General features: G+C 34.4%; 24 protein-coding genes and 1 pseudogene. 20 read left to right on the top strand and 5 right to left on the bottom strand.

Translation table 11 applies throughout. From position 1 onward, the window contains the following. From DN410_RS05000 to DN410_RS04980, 4 genes are all read left to right on the top strand, one after another. Positions 1–202: IS3 family transposase (locus DN410_RS05000; protein WP_149175603.1), on the top strand; the 202-nt coding region annotated here is incomplete at its 5' end. Positions 203–306: 104 nt separating this feature from the next. Beyond that, the gene (locus DN410_RS04995) at positions 307–726 is read left to right on the top strand and encodes a VOC family protein (protein WP_149175602.1); all 420 of its coding nucleotides are present in this window, start codon (positions 307–309) and stop codon (positions 724–726) included. A 327-nt stretch (positions 727–1,053) separates the two neighbouring features. After that, entirely contained in the window at positions 1,054–2,703 is a 1,650-nt protein-coding gene (locus DN410_RS04985; RefSeq protein ID WP_149175601.1) for a copper resistance CopC/CopD family protein, read from the top strand. Between the two features lie 34 nt (positions 2,704–2,737). Beyond that, entirely contained in the window at positions 2,738–3,358 is a 621-nt protein-coding gene (locus DN410_RS04980; RefSeq protein ID WP_149175600.1) for a YcnI family copper-binding membrane protein, read from the top strand. A gap of 42 nt (positions 3,359–3,400) precedes the next feature. Here DN410_RS04980 and DN410_RS04975 read toward each other — a convergent pair whose 3' ends face one another. Next, positions 3,401–4,306 carry a DMT family transporter gene (locus DN410_RS04975; protein WP_149175599.1) on the bottom strand — a complete coding sequence of 302 codons (906 nt, stop codon included), beginning with the start codon at positions 4,304–4,306 and terminating at the stop codon, positions 3,401–3,403. 97 nt (positions 4,307–4,403) lie between these two features. On the opposite strand from DN410_RS04975, the gene DN410_RS04970 reads away from it, so the two are divergent. The 7 genes and pseudogenes from DN410_RS04970 (at position 4,404) to DN410_RS04945 (ending at position 9,292) form a co-directional block, all read left to right on the top strand. Beyond that, positions 4,404–5,273: a LysR family transcriptional regulator gene (locus DN410_RS04970; protein ID WP_149175598.1), complete on the top strand. Its 870-nt coding sequence runs from the start codon at positions 4,404–4,406 to the stop codon at positions 5,271–5,273. 120 nt (positions 5,274–5,393) lie between these two features. Continuing rightward, the gene (locus DN410_RS04965; protein ID WP_000704073.1) at positions 5,394–5,825 is read left to right on the top strand and encodes an Rrf2 family transcriptional regulator; all 432 of its coding nucleotides are present in this window, start codon (positions 5,394–5,396) and stop codon (positions 5,823–5,825) included. Positions 5,826–5,896: 71 nt separating this feature from the next. Beyond that, positions 5,897–6,547, top strand: coding sequence for a DsbA family oxidoreductase (locus tag DN410_RS04960; protein ID WP_149175597.1), 651 nt, complete (start codon positions 5,897–5,899; stop codon positions 6,545–6,547). Positions 6,548–6,604: 57 nt separating this feature from the next. After that, complete coding sequence (locus DN410_RS04955) at positions 6,605–7,207, top strand: nitroreductase family protein (RefSeq protein ID WP_149175596.1); 603 nt, start codon at positions 6,605–6,607, stop codon at positions 7,205–7,207. A gap of 126 nt (positions 7,208–7,333) precedes the next feature. Then, complete coding sequence (locus tag DN410_RS28335) at positions 7,334–7,465, top strand: hypothetical protein (protein WP_255446670.1); 132 nt, start codon at positions 7,334–7,336, stop codon at positions 7,463–7,465. Between the two features lie 117 nt (positions 7,466–7,582). Then, positions 7,583–8,116: pseudogene (locus DN410_RS04950) on the top strand (amidase family protein); the annotation flags it as partial. Between the two features lie 162 nt (positions 8,117–8,278). Then, positions 8,279–9,292, top strand: a complete 1,014-nt coding sequence (locus tag DN410_RS04945; protein WP_149175595.1) for an AI-2E family transporter — start codon at positions 8,279–8,281, stop codon at positions 9,290–9,292. A gap of 121 nt (positions 9,293–9,413) precedes the next feature. Here DN410_RS04945 and DN410_RS04940 read toward each other — a convergent pair whose 3' ends face one another. Both DN410_RS04940 and DN410_RS04935 read right to left on the bottom strand, forming a co-directional pair. Beyond that, on the bottom strand, positions 9,414–9,698 hold the full coding sequence (locus tag DN410_RS04940) for a YesK family protein (RefSeq protein WP_149175594.1): 285 nt from the start codon (positions 9,696–9,698) through the stop codon (positions 9,414–9,416). Positions 9,699–9,809: 111 nt separating this feature from the next. Next, the gene (locus DN410_RS04935) at positions 9,810–10,754 is read right to left on the bottom strand and encodes an L-lactate dehydrogenase (RefSeq protein WP_149175593.1); all 945 of its coding nucleotides are present in this window, start codon (positions 10,752–10,754) and stop codon (positions 9,810–9,812) included. A 201-nt stretch (positions 10,755–10,955) separates the two neighbouring features. On the opposite strand from DN410_RS04935, the gene DN410_RS04930 reads away from it, so the two are divergent. The 7 genes from DN410_RS04930 (at position 10,956) to DN410_RS04900 (ending at position 18,357) form a co-directional block, all read left to right on the top strand. After that, positions 10,956–12,392, top strand: a complete 1,437-nt coding sequence (locus tag DN410_RS04930; protein WP_149175592.1) for a flavin monoamine oxidase family protein — start codon at positions 10,956–10,958, stop codon at positions 12,390–12,392. Between the two features lie 110 nt (positions 12,393–12,502). Then, a complete protein-coding gene (locus DN410_RS04925) occupies positions 12,503–13,420 on the top strand; it encodes a CobW family GTP-binding protein (protein ID WP_179958581.1) in 918 nt (305 codons plus the stop codon). Positions 13,421–13,711: 291 nt separating this feature from the next. Next, on the top strand, positions 13,712–14,929 hold the full coding sequence (locus DN410_RS04920; protein WP_149175591.1) for a substrate-binding domain-containing protein: 1,218 nt from the start codon (positions 13,712–13,714) through the stop codon (positions 14,927–14,929). Positions 14,930–15,018: 89 nt separating this feature from the next. Then, on the top strand, positions 15,019–15,792 hold the full coding sequence (locus DN410_RS04915; protein ID WP_149175590.1) for an ABC transporter ATP-binding protein: 774 nt from the start codon (positions 15,019–15,021) through the stop codon (positions 15,790–15,792). Then, positions 15,770–16,471: a branched-chain amino acid ABC transporter ATP-binding protein gene (locus DN410_RS04910; protein ID WP_149175589.1), complete on the top strand. Its 702-nt coding sequence runs from the start codon at positions 15,770–15,772 to the stop codon at positions 16,469–16,471. Before DN410_RS04915 ends, DN410_RS04910 begins: the two co-directional genes overlap by 23 nt. Positions 16,472–16,493: 22 nt before the next feature. Then, a complete protein-coding gene (locus DN410_RS04905; RefSeq protein WP_149175588.1) occupies positions 16,494–17,354 on the top strand; it encodes a branched-chain amino acid ABC transporter permease in 861 nt (286 codons plus the stop codon). A 49-nt stretch (positions 17,355–17,403) separates the two neighbouring features. Beyond that, positions 17,404–18,357, top strand: coding sequence for a branched-chain amino acid ABC transporter permease (locus tag DN410_RS04900; protein WP_149175608.1), 954 nt, complete (start codon positions 17,404–17,406; stop codon positions 18,355–18,357). 93 nt (positions 18,358–18,450) lie between these two features. Here DN410_RS04900 and DN410_RS04895 read toward each other — a convergent pair whose 3' ends face one another. Next, positions 18,451–19,239: a LysR family transcriptional regulator gene (locus DN410_RS04895; RefSeq protein WP_149175587.1), complete on the bottom strand. Its 789-nt coding sequence runs from the start codon at positions 19,237–19,239 to the stop codon at positions 18,451–18,453. A 119-nt stretch (positions 19,240–19,358) separates the two neighbouring features. Between DN410_RS04895 and DN410_RS04890 the strand changes: the two genes are divergently transcribed. Continuing rightward, positions 19,359–19,907 carry a DUF4865 family protein gene (locus tag DN410_RS04890; RefSeq protein ID WP_149175586.1) on the top strand — a complete coding sequence of 183 codons (549 nt, stop codon included), beginning with the start codon at positions 19,359–19,361 and terminating at the stop codon, positions 19,905–19,907. A gap of 369 nt (positions 19,908–20,276) precedes the next feature. Then, the gene (locus DN410_RS04885; RefSeq protein ID WP_071712491.1) at positions 20,277–21,278 is read left to right on the top strand and encodes a LacI family DNA-binding transcriptional regulator; all 1,002 of its coding nucleotides are present in this window, start codon (positions 20,277–20,279) and stop codon (positions 21,276–21,278) included. 86 nt (positions 21,279–21,364) lie between these two features. Here the strand turns inward: DN410_RS04885 and DN410_RS04880 are convergent, their stop codons facing one another. Beyond that, positions 21,365–22,645 (bottom strand): MFS transporter, encoded by a 1,281-nt coding sequence (locus tag DN410_RS04880; protein ID WP_149175585.1) that lies wholly within the window; start codon positions 22,643–22,645, stop codon positions 21,365–21,367. Positions 22,646–22,860: the final 215 nt, after the last annotated feature.

Here is a 22,860-nt window from a genome sequence, read left to right as displayed (position 1 = left end):
AAACTGTTGGGATAACGCCCCACAAGAATCGTTTTTTGGTCATCTGAAAGATGAAGCTCATATAAAACCTTGCGTGTCCTTTAATGAGTTGAAACAAGAGATTAAGAAATATATGACGTACTATAATCACTATAGATATCAATGGAATTTAAAAAAGATGACTCCTGTTGGATACAGAAATCATCTTCTTGATGTTGCCTAACTTTTTTCAAAATGTCCTTTACAAAGGGTACAGATTATTTGATTCTATCCTTTTTTTGTTACTATAAATAAGGAAAGAAAAATAAAGTAGTAGGGGAAAAGTACATGAAAAAAACAATTGATCATATCGGAATCGCAGTTCGTGATATAGATAGTACGATACGTTTTTATGAAACGGTTTTGTCAGGAACTTTAATAGATCGTTACATAAGTGAAGCACCAGGTGTTGAAAGTGAGGTAGCCATTCTTGAAGTAGATGGTGATAGAGTGGAATTACTTGCACCTACAAATAATACGACATCTCCAATCGCACGATTTATTAAACAAAAGGGTAAAGGTGTACATCATGTTGCATACCGAGTAGATGATTTAGATGTAGCTTTAGAGGAATTGAAAGAACAAGGTATTCGAACGTTAGAACATACACTTCGAATAAATAAACATGGTAGACGATTAATTTATCTTAACCCAGCGGATACGGAAGGGACAATTATTGAGTATTGTGATTATCCGGAAGAGAAATAGAAGAAGGATATTTTTAAAAAGGTGTTACGTAATAACGTAACATCTTTTTATTTATGCATTTCACATTTTCTTCACAAATGATTCACGATAACTTTTCTTCTTCAGGAACTTACATAAATATATTTTATGATATAATAACAATCGACTTTAAAAATGTAAGTTGTATCCATGAAGGTAGTTACTATTGTATTGGAAGTTTAGAGGTGAGAGAGAAATAAATAGTTATTGTATAGAAGATTATATTTAATCAGGTTAATATTTCGCCCGAGAATCCAACTTGGGAAGTTAAAGTAATGAAAATATAGTGATGAGGAAGAAAGAAGTGAAATGAGTGTGAAAGTAATGAGAAGGATAGGGACATTGCTATTAATTGCATGTGTGCTTATCATATGGATACCGCAAAGTGCATTTGCTCATGCGTACGTTGTGAAATCAAACCCTACTGAAAATGAAACATTGAAGAGAGCACCATCTGTTGTAAAAATCGAATTCGATGAGGACATACAAGTTTCAAGTTTTAATACATTGTACGTGAGAGATATATCAGGTAAAAGGGTCGATTTAAAAGATGCTCATATTGATAAAAAAAATAAAAAGCTATTAGAAGCTGGATTAAAAGACAATCTCGAAAATGGTCTTTACTCCATTCAGTGGAAAGTGATTTCAGCTGATGGACATCCAATTCAAGGAGTTATCCCGTTCCGGATTGGATTAGCGGAAGCGGAAACAGACGATATACAAGTGGAAGAGATGGGTTACGTCCCACAAATCGATATGATTATGGAACGTGGAATTTTATATACAAGTTTCTCACTATTTATAGGAGTGCTATTCTTTAATCTTATTATGTATAAAGGCAATGCAACCTCGGTTCGATTAAGGAGTAAGAACATAATATGGATCTCTTTATTTGGGATATTGATTAGCTTGTTATTCAATCTACCACTGCAAGCGAAAATAAATGCTGATGTTTCGTGGCTAGAAGCATTCAACCCTTTACTATTAAAAGAAACATTACAGCTTTCTGTTTTTGGTTATATATGGATTACTCAAATGGTTCTCATTAGTACGCTTATAATTGTTACGTATTTTGCGGTGAAGCATGAGAAGTTTTCGTCGTTTAAAGTATGGAGTATTCCAATACTATTATTTATAGGGTTACTTGTTATGAAAGCCTTTAATAGTCACGCATATGGTTTAAAGTTTAAAGAGATTGCTGTCGTTATGGATTTTCTACATTTATTCGCAGCTTCATTATGGGTTGGTGGTTTATCATCTATTATTCTTCTTTTACCTAAAGAGGATAACAAGTGGCATATGTATTGGGATATGATTAAGCGTTTTTCACCGTGGGCAACAGGTGCTGTCATCGTGATTTTAATAACAGGCCTTTTTAACAGTACATTTTTTATTCCAACAATCCACTCGTTATTTGATACGAAGTATGGATTGGCTTTATTAACAAAGATACTTTTATTCATTTTCATGGGGATATTGGGAATTACTCATTATATGAAAGGGAGAATGCGAGCGCAGCAAGGATTAGGAGCTACGGTGAAAGTAGAGTTTATCATTGGAATTATCATTTTCGTCATCGTAGCTTTTATGACAAACGTACAAACACCACCGATGCCTCCTACTGGACCTTTTACAGAGAGTAAGCAATTAGATAATGGATATGAACTTACGCTAAATGTAAGTCCGAATAAGGTAGGACAAAATAAATTCCATATTACACTAAAGGATGAAAAGGGACAGCCTATTACTGATATGGAACAAATGATATTGACGACTCAATCATTAGATATGAACATGGGAAAAGGTTCATTTAAAGTTTCAGTAGTTTCACCGGGAGAATATGAAGCAGAAGGTATGTATATTAACATGACAGGAAACTGGAATATACATGTTCATGGATTAACAAAATCTCTTGATAGTTTCGATACAGATTTTAAATTTATTGTCGGTGGCAGATAAAAAGAAGCTATGTATGAAAAGGAGCTAATAGAAAATGAAACGTATAAAAAAATTAGGAACAACAATGATCGCAACAATTATTGCAATGGGAATTTTTTCGTTACCTGTTAGTGCGCACGTCACTGTAAAACCAGCCACTTCTGATATTGGTTCTTGGGAGACTTATACGATAAAAGTACCAGTTGAAAAAAATGAAGCAACGACAAAAGTTACACTGAAAATACCGTCTGGAGTAGAGTTCCAACAGTATGAACCAGTCCCAGGATGGAAAGTTGAGGAGCAAAAAGATACAGCCGGAAAAGTTAAAACTGTAGTATGGGAAGCGACAGGAGAAGGGATTTTAACCGGCCAGTTCCAGCGATTTACTTTCGTCGCTAAAAATCCGGATAAAGAGCAAAAAATAGCTTGGGACGCATATCAACAATATAAAGACGGAGAAATTGTTGAATGGACAGGTGATGAAAAAGCTGAAAAACCGCATTCACTTACTGCAATTGCAAAAGGTACGTCATTAACAGGAGAACATGGTGAAGTGTCTAGTGTGGAGAAAAATGAAGGTACAAGTAATATGCAATTGATAGCAATTGTTTTATCTATTTTGGCGATTGTATCGTCGGTAAGTGCGTGTGTTTTTGTAGTACGTCGTAAAAAGTAAAACGTAAGAAAGAGCCTACAAACAGTAGGCTCTTTCTTGCGTTTATTTCACTTCAATCCGCTGCCTTACAGCAAATGTTTTCGGTTTTATATTTACAAAACAAATACTCACAACAATAAATAATAGCCCAATAAATAAGCTCATTGTAATGGCCTCATGTAAGAAAATTGAACTTACAATAATAGCGATTAGTGGAATGAGGAATGTATAAGCCCCAACTTTACTTGCTTCACCAGCTCCAACAAGTGTGAAGTATGCAAGCCACCCCATTGCGATAACGAAGAACGAAATAAAGAGAAGTACGCTAACAAATGGTATACTCCAAGCGATACTAGACCAGCTTTCAAACTTTGAACCAAATCCAATTAAGCAAAGGCCACCAATAATAAGCTGAAGTGTTACCATCCAAATGGCATTAACACGGTGACCAGTCTTCTTAATAAATACTGTGCCAAGTGCCCAGCCGATAGCGCATCCTAACGCGAGAAGGATTCCAATAATAGAAATATGTCCTGTTAAACTGCTAGAGCTAATAACACCTACACCAATAAATCCGAGAACAAGCCCGAAAATTTTCAAGCCGTACATTGATTCTTCAAGCCATATCCACGAGAAAATACCGAGTAAAACTGGTTGTAGAAATACAATGGCGGAAAATAACCCAGCAGGCATATATTGAAGGCCGACAGTTTGTAATCCGTAAAATATAATGATGTTAAGTAAAGAAGAAATAACGTATAAATGCCACGTTTCTTTTAAATGTAACTCTTTGTATTTCGGTAATGCGAACAGGAGTAAAATGAATCCTCCAATTAAAGTTCGAACGCCTGCAAATAAAACAGGTGGTGTATAATGCAGGGCAAACTTTGATAAAGGCCAATTGATTCCCCACATGAAAACGAGAAAGGTAAGGGTTATGGCCGTCTTAGTTCGAGAAAGCTGTGTCACTGAAAGACCTCCTTGTTGTAATTCATTTCACTATGATATGATATCGACTGTAATAAATAAAATGAATCTTTTTTATGAGGAGTATAAGTGATTAGTTATGACCATTACACAACTGCAAGTATTAATAAAAACTGTTGAGTTAGGTAGTTTTACGAAGGCTGCTCGGGTGTTAAATATGACGCAGCCAGCTGTAAGTCATGCGATTTCAAGTATTGAGTCAGAGTTAGGAGTTACTATTCTTATACGGGATAAACGAAAAGGGTTACTCGTTACGGATGTAGGAAACAGAATTCTTGTACATATTAGAGAGATTTTGAGCAGTGTAGAGAAGATTGAACAAGAAGTTGCAATGGAGAAAGGGCACGAAGTTGGGACGATTCGAATTGGGAGTTTTCCGAGTGCTTCTGCACATTTCTTACCGAAAATGATAAACCATTTTAAGGAGAAGTATCCGAACTTAGAAGTCGTTCTTTGTGAAGGAACGATTAAAGAAGTTGAAGATTGGTTAGTCTCGAGGGTTGTTGATATAGGGATTGTTATTTTGCCTAATAAAGAGATGGAGATTGTTCCATTAACGAAGGGGAAAATGGTTGTTATTTTAAGAGAGGATCATCCTCTTTGCAAGAAGGATGCTATTACAATTAGTGATTTGGAGAATGAACCGATCATATTATGTAAGGGCGGATACGAACCACCGATTATCGATATGTTTAAACAAGCAAACGTACCACTTCGAGCTGAGTATGTAATTTCGACAGTTACGACAGCTTTAAATATGATTCAAGAAGGATTAGGTATTGCAATATTAGCTGAATTATCTTTAACGAATTTACCAAAAAATGTGCAGACGAGAGAATTGGAACCACAAGTATGGAGAGAAATTGCTTTAGCTGTTCCTTCATTAAAGGATTCTTCAATCGCTGTGCAGCTATTTATTGAAGAATTTCAAGCACTATTTGCAGAATAAAAAGGGGTGTCTCATATATTATAATGGGACACTTTTTAATTTACTTATAAAAAATCTATGAAAAGGATTGACTTATCTTTTCGTTGTAACTATAATGATTACATCGAGGTGGTGATTACGATGAAAATTAGTAGCCGCTTTTCCATAGCTGTTCATATTTTATCTATTTTGAAAAACAATCCATCTTCACTTTGTACTTCAGACTATATGGCTGAGAGTGTCAATACAAATCCAGTAGTCATTCGTAAAATCATGTCGTACTTGAAACAAGCTGGCTTTGTTTACGTAAATCGTGGACCGGGTGGCGCGGGATTACTAAAGGATTTACATGAAATCACATTGTTAGATGTGTATCATGCAGTGAACGTAGTCGAAGAAGACAAGCTATTTCATATTCACGAGCAACCCAATCCAGATTGTCCAATTGGGGCGAACATTCAAGCGGTGTTAGAAATTATTTTAATTCAAGCACAATCCGCGATGGAAGAAGTTTTGAGAAATATTACGATGGGGCAGTTGTTTGAAACTTTGCAAGAAAAAATGAATGCTTAAATAATATTTATATTTTTTTATCATTAATGTAACTGATTTGATTACAACGATAAAGGTAAGGTGTAAAAGTTATGACTGTAAAAATGAAAGTATACTCAGATTTTATTTGTCCGTTTTGTTTTTTAGCAAAAGGTCCATTAGATGAGGTAGCGAAAGATAAAGATGTAGAGATTGAATGGATGCCATTTGAATTACGTCCAAGTCCATATTCAAAAATAGATCCATGGAATGAGCCAGAAAAATTAGGTTCATGGGATGCTTTCATTCTTCCGACAGCGAAGAAGTTAGGAATTGATATGCGCTTACCACGTGTTTCACCACATCCATATACACATTTAGCTTTCGAAGGATGTCAATTTGCGAAAGAACGTGGACTAGGTAATGAGTATCATCACCGCGTATTCACAGCATTTTTCCAAGAAGAGCAAAACATTGAAGGTATTGATGTTTTAACAAAATTAGCGGTAGAAGTAGGACTTCCTGAGGCGGAATTTAAAGATGCTTTAGTAACTCGTAAATATAAAGAAAAGCATCAAGAAGCAATTCAGCACGCATATGATGAAGCGAATATTATGGCCGTTCCAACTGTCATGATTGGAGATGAAGTCATTCAAGGGCTTGCTAGTAAAGAAACACTAGAAAGGGTCATTGATAAAGAAATTGAAAAGGATAAAACAAATTCATTTGAAGGTATGCAATGTAATACGGATGGATATTGCTAATTCGCTTGTTATGAAATAACAAAATAAATTATAAAACAAACATTTGGAGGAATTAAAATGTCAGCAACTACAACAAACTTAAAAGAAGCAATCGTGAGCCGCCGTTCAATTCGTAAAGTAACAAAAAACGATGCAATTACGAAAGAAAGAATTGAAGAAGTGTTAAAAACAGCTTTACACGCACCAACATCTTTCAATATGCAAAGTGGTCGTATGGTTGTATTAATGGATGGAGAGCATGAAAAGTTTTGGGATATTGTTAAAGAAACACTAAGAGCTCGCGTACCAGCAGAAAAATTTGAAGCGACTGTAGAAAGACTAAAAGGCTTCCATGCAGGTGTAGGAACAGTTCTATTCTTTGAAGATCAAGCAACTGTAGAAAAAATGCAAGAAAATGCACCATTATATAAAGATCAGTTCCCATTCTGGTCTCATCAAGGAAATGCGATGTTACAACATACTGTTTGGATGCTATTATCTGCTGAAGGAATTGGGGCGTCATTACAACACTATAACCCAATCGTAGATGCTGAAGTGAAAGAAACTTGGAACATTCCAGCAGAGTGGAGCTTAGTAGGTCAAATGCCATTTGGTGAACCAAACGAACAACCAGCAGAAAGAACGTTCTTGCCTACTGAAGATGTAGTGAAATTTTATTAAGAAATAGAATATGTAACGAGAAGGAAGCTGTGCTTAAAAACAGCTTCCTTTTTTGTAGTGGTGTTAATTTATGCGCATTTAGGGAAGAAATATAAGAAATAATCCGGTGAGAAGGGAATTAGAAAAATGAATGATGAGAAAAAATATACAGTGGTAGGTACTGATGTTGAGGAAGTAAAGCGTTTAAATAAAAATTCAGGGTTAACTTATAATCAGGTAAAGGAATTATTAGCAAAGCGAATGCAAAAAAATGATTAGATTGAAATAATTAAATTTTTTATTTAGCATTTTGTCTAGAGAGTTACGGATAATATAACTCTCTTTTTCAATATAAAGAAGCTATAAATGAGCAACTTTTAGAGTGGAGGAAGCAACATGAAGAAATGGGTAAAGATAATGTTGTCTATCGCTAGAGGCATTGTCTTATTAGCGTGTGTCGGTGGATAGTATATGTATAAAAATTATTTTCCAAAGAAACCTGAGCGTATTATATATGATAAAGAAAGAGTGTTAAAACCGATACATAATCAGCTTAAAGGGATCAATATAGAAAATATAAAGATAAAAGAAAAAGAAGTTGTAAATGCAACTGTGGATGAGCTACAAAAAATGATCGAGGATGGAAAGTTATCGTATGAAGAATTAACGAGAATCTATCTTTTTAGAATACAAGAACATGATCAAAACGGAATATCATTAAATTCTATTACAGAGATCAATCCTGATGCGATAGAAGAAGCAAGAAAGCTAGATGAAGAGCGAGGAAGAAACAAAAAGTCGAACTTATACGGCATGCCTGTTATCATAAAAGATAATGTGCAAACGGCAAAAGTGATGCCGACAAGTGCAGGAACTTATGTATTAAAGAATTGGATTGCAGATGAAGATGCCACTATGGTGAAGAAGCTGATTTCAAAAGAATCTAACAATCTGAAAAGAAAAAAAGGATTCTTCCCAATTAGTAAGAAAGATTGTCTATAGAAGTTCATAAAATGTAATAGTATTACAATGAATACGTACGTTTTGTAATATGTTCAATTTCCATCCACTGAAGGGGGAGGTTAATTCTTAATGAATGAAGTGAAAAATTTTTTTCGAAGTAGAGGGTTTCAACGGTTTCTCGTTTTAATAATAGTAGCGCTTGTATTATATGGGTTAAAAAGTATGATTAATTTAATATTAATTACGTTTATACTGACATTTTTAATGGATCGGTTCCAACGTTTTATATCAAAAAAATTGAATGTGAATCGAAAAATTGTTATCGCATGTTTGTATATAATATTAGTGTCCTTTATCGGCACAACATTGTATAAATACTTACCAGTACTAACGATACAAATTTCACAATTGATTTATCAATTTAAGCTCTTTTTTCAAAATCCACCTGATAATGAAATCATTAAATATGCACTTTCAACAATTAATGGAATGGAAGTATCAAAATATATAGAACAAGGTGTAGATGTTATATATCAATCGATAGCAAACATAGGAAAGGTAAGTTTACAAATATTATTGTCTCTAATTTTAAGCTTATTTTTCTTATTAGAAAAAGAGCGTATTATTACATTTACTTCCAAGTTTAAAGATAGTAGGCTAAAGATGTTTTATGAGGAGATTGCGTATTTTGGTGAAAGATTTGCAAGATCGTTCGGTAAAGTAATTGAAGCGCAGTTTTTAATTGCGGTTGTAAACTGTATTCTTACTGTTATTGCATTAATCGTTTTAGGATTTCCACAGCTACTCGTATTAGCTGTTATGATTTTCCTACTAGGATTGATTCCGGTTGCAGGTGTGATCATTTCTTTGTTTCCGCTTTGTATCATTGCTTATAATGTAGGTGGAGTTATCTACGTAGTATACATACTTGTGTTCATTACAGTCATCCATGCTCTTGAAAGTTATTTTTTAAATCCGAAGTTCATGTCTGCGAAAACAAATTTACCGATTTTTTATACATTTATGATTCTCATCTTTTCAGAGCATTTCCTCGGAATATGGGGACTTATTATCGGGATACCAATCTTTATCTTTTTCTTAGATGTACTTGATGTAAATAATGAAGAAGCGATTAAAAAGTAATAAAAAATAACCGGTGTTTTCAAGGGACGAAAACATCGGTTATTTTTTATCTGGAAACATGTTAATTGATAGAAGATAATACAGTGAAAATGGACGGAATGCTACTGATTTAAGCGTCACTTTATTCTTTCTTAGCTGGTGGAAGTTTAATGAATGTATTGGCTATTAAGGCTATAATAACAGCAGTAAAAAGAAATAATGCGATTATGCTAATTCCCATACCTGTCCACCCACCGACAAGGAAGATACTTATCGGTATTGTTAATAAGCAAATAATAAGTAGAATGAATCCGAGGTTTTTGTCATATTTTTTAGTTGGAAACAGGGTTCTAATGATTAAAAAGAGGAAAAGTATTAAGGATGAAATAGCTAATAAAAGGATTACAATTGTCCAAGAATCATTCATCAAATCACTCCTTTCTATTATGGATAGTATTATGTTTTAGAGTGAGGATGAACAATAAAAAATATAAAAAAGCAATCCAAAGTAAATTGGATTGCTTTTTTGAATATAAGATTAAAGAACCGGAGCCATTGTTTCTTTTAATACTTGGACAGAGTGATCGAATTTTAATTCTTCGTCTTCACTTAATTCTACTTCTAAAATTTCACGAACACCACCGCGATTTAAAACAGCAGGTACGCCAATATAAACGTCTTTTTGGCCGTATTGACCTTCTAAGTATGCTGAGACCGTTAATACACTATTTTCATCGTTTAAAATTGCTTTCGTAACACGTAGGAGTGACATACCAATACCATAATAAGTTGCACCTTTTCGTTCAATAATATGGTAAGCTGCATCACGAACGTTTATGAAAATTTTGTCTAAATCTTCTTGCTTATATGTGTTGTCTCTATCAAGAAGCGTTTGTAGTTTTTGGATACCAACCGATACATGACTCCAAACTGGGAGTTCAGTATCGCCATGTTCTCCAATAATATAAGCATGAATGTTATGTGGACCAATATTGAAGTACTCACCTAACATGTAACGGAAACGAGCAGAATCAAGTGTTGTACCAGAACCGATTACGCGTTCTTTCGGTAAGCCAGATTCTTTCCAAGTTACGTAAGTTAAAATATCGACAGGATTTGTTGCGATTAAGAAAATACCATCAAACCCGCTATCCATAATGCTGCGAACGATTTGTTTAAAGATTTTAGCGTTTTTTTCAACTAAATCTAAACGTGTTTCGCCTGGCTTTTGTGGTAATCCAGCTGTAATGACTACAAGGTCAGCATCTTTACAATCTTCATAGCTGCCTTTCCATACTCTAGTTGGAGCTGGTGCAAATGGAACAGCATGACTTAAGTCCATTGCTTCCCCTTCAGCTTTTGCCTCATTTACATCGACTAAAACAAATTCTTCAGCTACGGCTTGGTTAATCATGCAGTACGCATAACTACATCCAACTGCTCCTGTTCCTACTAATACAACACGGTTAATACCTTTTTTCATTTCAAAATTCCTCGCAATTTCATTGATTTTATTATGTAAGATAATACGTCTTACTTCTATAGAGTCATATCTAGTTTATTACATTTTATAAAAGATATTCAAGTATTTGAAAATGTATCCGTGCAATTCCTTGCACAAAACATAGGAAGCAAGTTAACCGAATATAATTCAGTAAAATCCTTTATAAAAGGGGAAAAGGGTATGCTGAAGCCATTAACGATAGAAAAAATGCTTCATATCATCAATGTAGGACTCGTAAAAACGAATAGGCCCAAACACATTATAATTGCTGGTGCAGGGATTTCTGGTTTAGTCGCAGCATCCTTATTAAAAGAAGCGGGCCATACAATAACGATAATAGAAGCAAATAACCGAATAGGTGGCAGAATATATACGATTCGTGAACCATTTAGTGAAGGTTTATATTTTAATGCAGGACCGATGCGAATTCCTGAAACTCACGCATTAACTTTAGCTTTCATTCGTAAATTTAAACTACCGTTAAATCTTTTTATTAATAAAACCTCTTTAGATATCATTTATACAAATCATATTAGAACGAGATTGAGTACGTTTGAAAACGATCCAAGTATACTTAAATATCCAGTTTTAGAAAACGAAAAAGAAAAAACAGCAGAAGAGTTAATGTTAGAAGTATTAGAACCCATACTTAATTTCATTAAAAAAGATCCTAATAAAAACTGGATTATCGTTGAAAAAAAGTATAAAACATATTCACTTGGCTCATTTTTAACAGAGTATTACTCAGATGGAGCAATAGATATGATTGGGGTACTTCTTGATATGGAAGCGTATATGGGAATGTCTTTAATTGAAGTATTACGTGAAATGATCTTCTTTACTTCAACGACGAAATATTATGAGATAACTGGCGGGATGGATGCATTACCAAAAGCCTTTTTACCGCAGTTAAATGAAAATATAATTATGCAGTATAAGGTTAGGAAAATTATACAAGAAGATAACAAAGTGACGATGCAAGTAAACCATGAACAAACGTTAGAGCAATATACAGTCACAGGTGATATTGCAATTGTTACCATCCCATTTTCGGCGTTACGTTTTGTTGAGATTCAACCTTATGATTTATTTTCTTATTTTAAAAGACGGGCAATTCGTGAATTAAACTATATAGCTGCGACTAAAATTGCGATAGAGTTTAAAAGTAGATTTTGGGAAAGAGCGGGACAGTGTGGTGGGAAATCTATTACAGATTTGCCGATTCGATTTACATACTATCCAAGTTATGGGTTTCATACGCCAGGACCAGCTGTAATTTTGGCTAGTTATACGTGGGCGGATGAGGCGTTAACATGGGATAGTCTTCCGCAAAGAGAGCGTATTCGTTACGCATTAAAAAATTTAGCGGAAATATATGGTGACATCGTCTATAGTGAGTTTATTACAGGTACATCATTTAGCTGGAGTCAAAATCCGTATTCTTGCGGAGCATTTACAGCTTTTGAGCCGGGGCAAGAGCTAGAGTTATTTCCGTATATTGCGCCGCTAGCTGGCAAAGTGCATTTTGCAGGTGAGCATACGACATTAACACACGGATGGATGCAAGGAGCAATTGAATCTGGAATTAGAGTTGCGTATGAAGTAAATGAACAGTGAATCTAGTAGTTGTATTTACAAATGATTGTTCTTTTAATAAAATGATAAATATAAATCGTAATTATTACGCTTTGAATACGTTTGAAATAAAGAAATGGATGGTCGGTCGAATGAATAAAGTAGAAATTCATATATTAGGTGGTTTTTTAGGTAGTGGAAAATCAACATTATTACAAAATCTATTGTTAGCGGAGAAAAAGAAGAATAGAAAAGTTGCAGTGTTGATGAATGAGATTGGTGAATACTCAGTAGATACAGATATTATTGGAAAAGAGAATGTTTTAAGAGAGCTACTTAAAGGATGTATTTGTTGTACATTAAAAGAAGAGCTTGAAATACAGCTGCATTCGTTATATCAGCAAGAAAGACCAGATGTAATTTATATAGAAACGACAGGTGTAGCGCATCCAATTGAAGTGTTAGATGCATGTGTATCACCAATTTTAGCACCTTTCCTAGAAGTAAAATCAATTGTAGTTGTTTTAGATGCAGTAAGATGGTTAAATCGAAGTATATTAAGTGCAAACGTTCAGCAATTGTTGCATGAACAAATGAAGTTTGGTAGCCACATTTTAATTAATAAATCAGATTTACTAACAGAAGCAGATAAAAACAAAGTATTTGAAGATGTGAAAGCAATAAATAATCATGCGAAATTGTTTGAAACAAAGTATTGTAATATATCTTTAAAAGATATAGAAGAAGCTGAATTTATGAATGATGGGGAACACGAGACCTTGCATGTAAAACAGCATCTACATATACAAACGATGACATATCAATTTACGAAATCAATTGATCAAGACGAATTATATGAATGGCTTTCGAATTTATCAGATAGTATTTATCGTGTGAAAGGTTTTGTGAAATTCCATGGAGATAAATACCCACACTTATTCCAATATTCGTTCGGGGTACCAACTTTATTGGAACAAGATTTCGGTTTCCCGACTAACTTGGTAGTTATAGGGGAAGGGATAGATAAGAAGCAATTGGTTGAAGGATTAGCGAAGGTAGAAAATAATTAAGTGCTTTTTAGGTAGGCTGCAAATAATTGACTTAATAGCTTAAGTCAATTATTTGCAGTTTTTTCGTGGTGAATACTGTCATGAAACAGTAATTTCATTTGAAAAGCAGAATATATATTGATTGTATGTCCGTTTCCATTTAATAGGAAGGTGATTATAGATTTATGCCGAATGTAGAGGTTACTACAAGAGTTTTCCAATACAAATTTTGAAGTTGAAAAGTCATGATTACGGACAGGGGAATTTGGCGTGTTTGATTCTATCAGAAAGTAAAGTATGGGGAGGATCACAATGTCGACAAAAAAACGTAAATGGCTAAAAACGGTGGTTGCTGGTTGTGTTTTAGGATCGCTATTGGTAACAGCAGCTTGTTCAGGTAAGAAGACAAGTACTGAGGATGAAAAAACGATTAAGGTAGGGGTTCTTGCTTCATTAACAGGTCCATTAGAATCGTATGGAAAACAAACAGTGAACGGGTTTGAATTAGGATTAGATTATGCAACTGGTGGGACGGGAAAAGTCGAAGGGAAGAAGATTAAGTTTGTTGTAGAAGATACGGAAACGAAAGCAGATGTAGCAGTAAAAAAAGCTACGAAGTTATTAGAAGAAGAGAAAGTTGATTTTTTAGTTGGATCGTCCAGTTCAAGTGATACATTAGCAGTATTACCACTAGCTGAAGAATATGAAAAAATTATGGTTGTTGAACCGGCAGTTGCTGATAGTATTACTGGGAAGAACTGGAATAAATATATTTTTAGAACAGGAAGAAGCTCTTCGCAAGATGCGATTGCTGGAGCTGCTTCAATTGCTAAAAAAGATGTAAAGATTGCGACGTTCGCACCAGATAATGCTTTCGGTCGCGAAGGAATTGCAGCATTTAAAGCGGGAGCGAAGAAACTAGGTGCGAATATTGTAAATGAGCAATACGCAGATACGAACTCAACTGATTTCACAGCTAATATTCAAAATATCATTAGCTCAAAACCAGATTATTTATTTATCGTTTGGGCAGGTGCAAATTCGCCATGGAAACAGCTGAAAGATATGAATGTGGAAGCACAAGGTATTAAAATCTCTACTGGCGCGCCAGATATAGCAGCGTTAAAAACGATGGATGCATTAGTAGGAATGCAAGGTTTTTCTGTATACTATCATAAACTTCCTAAAAATAAAGTGAACGATTGGTTAGTTGAAGAACATAAAAAACGTTTTAATGGAGCAGTCCCCGATTTGTTTACAGCAGGAGGAATGTCAGCGGCAATTTCTATTGTGGAAGCTTTAAAGAAAACAAAAGGTGATACAGATGTAGATACGTTGATTAAGAAAATGGAAGGAATGGAATTTGATACACCGAAAGGAAAGATGAAGTTTAGAGAGAAGGACCATCAAGCAATGCAGACACTTTATTCTATCACATTGAAAAAGCAGGATGGTGTGGAGTATCCAGTCCCTGTTTTAGAGAGAGAATTAACAATGAAAGAGACAGAACCACCAGTTCAGAATAAATAGACTGAATTTTCTGTTGTTTTTGTATAAAGAGGGGATACCCTCTTTATACGTATTTCTTTCATACTCAAATCTTTAAAGGGAGGGATTTTGTGACGCATTTGTTAGAAACGAAAAATCTTAGCGTATCTTTCGGTGAACATCATGTTATTAAAGATGTAAATTTAAAAGTACAAAAGGGAAAGCTCATTTCTATTATTGGACCGAATGGTGCGGGAAAGACAACATTGTTTAATTTACTAAGTGGCCAGATTTCTCCATCAAAAGGTGCAGTGTATTTTAAGGGCCAAGATATTACAAACTTATCGATTTCAGATCGAACGCGCTTAGGAATCGGTCGTTCTTTTCAGCTTACAAATATATTCCCAGAGTTAACGGTACTTGAAAATGTTCGTTTAAGCGTTCAATCATTTGTTCAAGATTACTATAGTTTCTTTCCTAATTCCTCACGTTTGAAACAGCAAATCGGAGAGGCGCGACGGTATATAAAGACAGTACTACTTCATGAGAAAGAGAATATATTAGCGAGAGATTTAGCACATGGGGAAAAAAGAAAACTTGAGCTTGCGATGTTATTAGCCTTAAAAACGGATGTGTTACTACTTGATGAGCCGACAGCAGGTATATCAGTTGAGGAAGTACCTGCTATTTTACAAGTGATTGAAAATATTAAGAAACATCCAGAGAGCACCATTGTACTTATCGAACACAAAATGGATATGGTAATTGATTTATCAGATCATCTTATTGTTTTATTTCATGGAGAGTTATTGGCGGAAGGTTTGCCGGAAGAAATTATGCAAGATGAGCGCGTACAAAGTGCTTATTTAGGGGGACTATACAGTGGCACTATTACAGGTGAATAACATAGAGACGTATTTAGATCAATTTCATATTTTACAAGGGGTAAATCTCACTGTTGAGAAAGGGACGATTACTGTACTGTTTGGAAGAAACGGGGCAGGGAAGACTACGACATTACGATCGGTTATGGGATTTCACCGGATTGCAGGTGGTGAAATTTATTATGATAGTGCACAAGTAAATGGATTATCTACACATTTAATTTCAAGAAAAGGTATAGGTTATGTACCAGAAAATCAAGGTATTTTTCATGATTTAACAGTAGAAGAAACATTTGCTCTTGCTAGGGGAAAGGGAGAAGAGGCGGAAGAGAAAATAGATTGGATGCTCGAACTATTTCCGGATTTAAAGGAGTTTTGGAATAAAAAAAGTGGGCTTTTGAGCGGAGGACAAAAGCAAATGTTGGCCATTTCAAGAGCGTTTATTAATAGTGCTGGATTATTATTAATTGATGAACCGAGCAAAGGGTTGGCCCCAATTATGGTAGAGAAATTAATGGTAGCCATTTTGAAGATGAAAGAGAAAACCACAGTTTTACTTGTCGAACAAAATTTTATGATGGCTAGTCAAATTGGGGATTATTTTTACATTATGGATAATGGGAAAATTGTGCATAACGGTTTCATGAATGAATTACGCGAGGATAAGGAAACATGTCAAAAATATTTAGGGATTTCTTAACATTGATACGGGGGGATAGAACGTGGATGTGTTAATTAACTTATTTGTAAATGGCGTTTCGACAGGGATGCTTATATTTTTATTAGCATCTGGTCTATCACTTATTTTCGGATTAATGAGTGTATTGAACTTTGCACATGGTGGTTTATTTGCATGGGGAGCTTTTACAGGCGTTTGGCTATTTAATATGACAGGCAGTTATTTTTTAGCATTAGTTGGAGCGGTAGCTATGGGAATGTTACTTGGTTTTATTTTAGAAAGATTTCTTATCAGGCCTGTGTATGGAAATCATGTTCGGCAACTGCTCGTTACGCTCGGAGGAATGCTCGTTCTAAGTGAATGTATCAAAATATTTTGGGGACCCAATCCAATTAGTGCAAAATTACCTATATGGCTACAAGGAAGTTTTACATTCGGAGGCGTTATATTAATTAAATATCGTCTGTTCGTTATTGCAATCGGGATACTTATTTACATTGCATTACTATTATTACTCAAAAAAACAAAGATAGGTCTTATGATCCGCGCTGGTGTAATGGATAAAGAGATGGTTCAAGCGCTCGGTATTAATGTAAAAGCGATATTTTCTTTCGTCTTTTTATTAGGAGCAGGGATGGCAGCTTTGGGAGGATTCTTATTAGCACCGTATTCGGGCGTTATTTTCGCCGAGATGGGCATGCAGTATGCAATTTTAGCTTTTATAGTAGTAATTATCGGAGGGTTAGGAAGCGTCCAAGGTTCAGCTATTGCTTCTTTAATTGTCGGATTAGCTGGTGCTTTTACAGCGTATTTTATACCAGATTTATCACTTGCAATTAATATGTTAATGTTACTATTTTTCTTAATAGTGAAGCCAACTGGACTTGTTGGTGAAAAGGGGTGAAATGGTGAACGGCACATCGGACCGAATTAAAGTATACTTCGGAGTATTTATGCTCATTTGTTTAAGTGTATTTCCGTTCGTAAATGATTCACGGAGCCTGTTAATTTTATTCACTCAAATTTTCATCTTTGCTATTTTTGCAATGAGTTTTGATGTATTGCTTGGGTATACAGGAATTGTATCGTTCGGTCATTGTATGTTCTTTGGGATAGGAGCATATGGGGTAGCGCTTTTATTTGATCGACAAGGCGTATCAATAACGAACTTTTTAATTGGAATAGTAGCTGCAATTATCGTTTCAGCAATCGTTAGTTATATAATTGGTTTGCTTTCTTTACGATTGAAAAGTCATTTTTATGCAATGTTAACACTTGCTATTTCACAGTTGTTTTTCGTACTTGCCGAAAAATGGCGTGGGCTTACCCATGGAGGAGATGGTTTTACATTTGGTGTACCAGATGTATTCCGTGATCGTTTTACATTTTATTATGTAACATTCATATGTCTAATTACTATTTTCATTGTGTTGCGTCTTTTCACAAAATCATCTATTGGAAAAGTATTGAAGGCGATCTCACAAAATGAACAACGTGTTGAAGCGCTTGGGTATAAAGTTCTTCATTATAAAATAATCGCGAGTGTAGTGGCGGGAGTAGTAGCTACAATTAGCGGTGGGTTATTTGTTATCACATTGCGCTTTGTAAATACGACAGTATTTTCAATTGAAATGACATTAAATGCATTGTTGATGACAATGATTGGAGGAGTTGGAACATTAATAGGAGCCATTGCTGGAGCTGGCATAATTGAATCGCTGAAATATTATTTATCAGAACTAGCGACAGAGTATCCGATTTTTGAAAGATGGACGATTATTCTAGGTTTATTGTATATTATCGTGCTACTCGTTTTTCCGAAAGGATTGGTTGGGACGGTTAAGAAATTGAAGAGTTTTAAAAGGAATAAGAAGGAGAAAAGTACAGAAGTGGAGCAAAACGTGTGAAAAATCAATTGTATACAAAATAAAAATCCCTCTTTTATATTCGTTAAAGAGGGATTTTTATTTTGAAAAAAGTTTGTAATCAAAGTCATTTTATTAATCAAATAGTTCATCAGGGATATGCTTTCTAAAGGTTTGATTCGTAAAAAAATGAACAGCTAAATTCTCAAGGGGAACATCTTCAATTATTACTAATGTATCATTTTTAATCGGTAAAAAAGCTATTCCTTTTCCATCATTAATAAACTCTTCCATAAGCGAATAAGAGTCCAACTGTTGAAGTTGCCGCTGAGATAGATTGTTTTCTTTTAGAAATTGTATTGTCTTATTCCTAAAAGGGCACTTTTTGTCATTGCTAACGAAGAAAATTTCTTTTGAATAATCAATGGTACATTTTTCTTTCGCTTTTAATAAGCCTACAGAAATTGAGGTTGTGAACACTTTTTTAAACGATGCGTCAGGATAATCCTCATAAGTTATGACCATATCAACTTTTTGTTGCTGCAGTAATTTTTGCAAATGACTACTACTTTCTACATATATTTGATAATTTCTGAAATTCACTTTAATACGCTTACTTAAATAATTTGTCAAAATAGATTGTGACGTCGCTATTACATAAGAAGTACCGCTCGTTTTAATTTCATTTTTTGCTTCTTCTAATAGAGTTAATATTTTATTCGTGTAGTCTAATAAAATGTCACCAGAAGGTAACAGAGAAACACCTTTGTTATCCCTATGTAGTAAAGGAGTTTCTAACTCTTGTTCTAATTTTTTGATTCGCTCAGTTACGTTCGGTTGAACATACCCTAACTCTTTAGCAGCTTTACTAATAGAACCTGCACTAGCTACGGTTTTGAATATGATAAGATCATTAATTTCCATGTATCTCATCCCCTTTACGGTATCATTATAAATGATACCAAACATAATTTATACTTATTTTACGTCGGCCAGTCATCGATTTATCATTATGGATATAAGATCGAAAGTGAGTGATAATCATGATTGGAATGCAATATAAGGTCATTTTACCAAAGGATTATGACATGGAAATTATTAAAAAAAGGGTAAAGGATAATGGGTATAAAACAGATGGTTTTCAAGAATTGAATTTTAAGGCGTATTTAATTACTGAGGCAGGTAAAGATGGGAATTTCTATAACTGTTATGCCCCTTTATATATTTGGAATGGTCATGAAGGGATGAACAAGTTTATATTTGAAGGGTATTACGATAATATTTTACAATCGTTTGGGTGGCAGCAAATAAATATAGGTGTTCCTTTAGTTGTTAACCTAAATAATGATTTTAAAAAAAGTAGGTATGTTGTTGAATATGCAGGGAGTATTTCTCAAAAGGAATCATTGATTGGGAATCAATTTAACAGTTCGAATCATAATATCCAGAATACAGAAAATTGCTTGGGAAATGTGATAGTATATAATCCAGATAAATGGGGATATAGTCAGTTTCATTTTTATGAAGAGAAGCCTGAAATTGAAGAAATGAAGGATATTACAATATATGAGATAGTATATGTATCACAGTAATTATGGATTTGAAGTGAAGGTTAATTCCCCTGAAATATGATTATTCTGTTTTATAAAATATTGAAAGATAAATTATAAATCTCTTGAATTTTGATCAATCTTTGTTCGAAATTCAAGGGATTCTTTTTATGATGAAATGAATCTACGCAGTAACTCTTTAAACAAAATTTATTTTTAAGTCAACATTTTAATAAAGCCAAATTTATTAGTTCAAATAGCGACTTAGAATAGGGCCTTATGCAAGTATATGGGAGCGAGCTTAGAAGTAGAGGTATTTGTAGATTTAAATTAAACTTCATGTGTGTACCAAAAAGAAAAATTTATTTATAATAATATTAATACAAAGATGATTAAGAAGGGACAATCAAAGTGAAACCTACAATTTATGATGTTGCTGAAAAAGCAGGTGTATCAATCGCGACTGTATCCAAGGTAATTAATCAAACAGGGCGTATTAGTGAAAAAACAATAAACAAAGTAAATAAAGTAATGGATGAATTAGATTATCAGCCAAGTAGTGTAGCAGCAGCGTTAACAGGTAAAAAAACATATACGATTGGGGTACTTGTTCCAGATATCTCAAACTCCTTTTTTGCAGAAGTAGCAAGAGCTTTTGAAAATAGTGCACGAGAATCAGGGTATACACTCATTTTATGCAGTACAGACCATCAAACAACACGTGAGCATGAATATATTGATTTACTATTTAAAAAGCAAGTAGATGGTATTATTATTGCAACGGAACTAAATGATTATAAACTAGTTAAAAAAATAGTAAATCGAGATTTACCACTTGTTTTATTTACTGTAGATCATCCTTCCATCACAACTCATGTAGTGACAACTGATGATATGAGGGGAGGCTATCTAGCTGGACATTATTTAACACAGAAAGGTCATAAATCTTTAACGATTATGATGGAGAAAGATAGAAAGAGTAGCATAGGGAGACTAAGTGGTTTTAAGCAGGCTCTTATGGATTCTGGGGTTTCCTTAAATGATGATGCTATAATTAGCTGTTATTCTACAGTTGAAGATAGCAAACGTGCGAGTAAAGAATTACTTAAGTTACCTAATAGACCTACAGCAGTATTTGCTTGTACAGATCTAATTGCTATATGCCTAATGAATGAAGCAAGAAAACAAGGGCTTTCGATTCCAGAAGATTTATCAATTATCGGCTTTGATAATACTATTTATGCTGAGATTGCAGATCCTGGGTTAACAACGATTGAACAGCCGATTAAACAAATGGCATCTTGTACGTTTGAACAACTGCTAAAAACGATGGAAGTGACGGCCCATGCTAAGCAAAAAATCACAATTATTCCGCAATTAGTAGAGCGCTCCTCGGTAAAGGATATTACATGATAGCTGTTTTTAGTATCCTATTTGAAAGTAACAAAAAAGGCATCGTAACTATGTGCAGTTATGATGCCCGTCTTTCTAGTAAGAACTTATACAGAGTATTGCTCTCCACCTTCAGTATTTAAATCTTGTCTAATTTTATTTTCTTTCGGAATAGTAAGGAAATGAGTTAAAAATGCACCAAAGAAGTATAAACCAGCAAAGATCCACATAACGCCGCCTACACCTAATGGGCCGATGAATGCGGTTACAACTAATGGACCAACAAAGGCAGATAATCCTGAACCTAAATTTAAAACAGACATTGCGGCCCCTTTATTTTCAGGAGCTAAAGATGGTACTAAAGCTGTAAGAGGTACATAGCCAGCAAGCGTTGCTCCATAGCAACATGCAACAAATAATATTACCCAATAGTTATGTCCTACGAGTTGTGGTACATAATAAAGTGCGAGTGTCACAATTCCGCATCCTACTCCCCCGAACCATTTAATCGTATTGACCCAACCGAACTTGTCTCCAACAATACCAAAAATTATATTAAACACCATATTTACAAAGAATAGAGTACCCCAAATTTGAAGCCATTCAGTCATTGTAAAATTAAATTTCATCATATAAGTAGGTAGGAAAACGACAAATCCAAATTGAGCGGCCGAGTTTATAATTTTAACAATACCACCTATACCAACTTTAGGATTTTCAAATGCGATGGTAATGCCTTTTAGTAATTCGCTTGATTTGTTAGCGCTTACGGGTTGTTTTTTAAATTTGTCTTTATTTACAACAATTGAGAATAGTCCCCCGACAACAACAAAGATTAAGGCGCTCCATAAAGTAGCAACTTCCCCGATTTTAGGAACCATATAGCTAGAATAAAAGGCTCCTATAACACTTAAACCAAGCTGGAATACGAACCAGAACCATCCGACTGCCCTTGAAAGCATTTGTTGAGGAGTGCTGTAAGATACCCAAACTAAGAAAGAATAAGCAAATAGCGGATAACCAAATCCTCTGAGAGCGTAGCAAAGTAATATAACGGGATAATTCATGCTTTCAATGCCTATACCTATGAAACCAATTGAACCTAAAATGAATGATACTAATCCAAATGTCATTACTTTTCTTGGTCCCCACATTTGTACAAATACCCCTGAAAACCAAGAAGAAGCAGATACAGTAATTCCATAAATGGTAAATAAAAAAGCAGCGTGCTCTAACGTTAAACCTTTTTCAACGAGATAAGGGGATAACCATCCCTGCTCTAAACCGTCCCCGATCATAAAAACAATAATTCCTATGTATCCCCAAGTTAAATTAGAAGGGATACCAATCTTGTCCATAAATGTTTTGTTTGAACCAATTGCGTTCATTCTCCCACCACCGATTATTTTTTAGGTTAAGCGCTTAATTACTTTTGATAAAAAAAGTATACGCTTACATAAGAGGAGCGTCAACAAAATTTTTTGACAATTTACAACTTTCTTTCACAAAGGTGCAACCTATATGCTTATTAGGTACTAAAATAATCGTAAGTATGAACAGAAATTAATAACTTAAAGATGGGAATTTACTATATAAAGGGTTT

Source organism: Bacillus sp. SH5-2, from assembly GCF_008368905.1.
Lineage (GTDB): Bacteria > Bacillota > Bacilli > Bacillales > Bacillaceae_G > Bacillus_A > Bacillus_A luti.
This window is presented reverse-complemented; position numbering and strand designations above follow the sequence as displayed.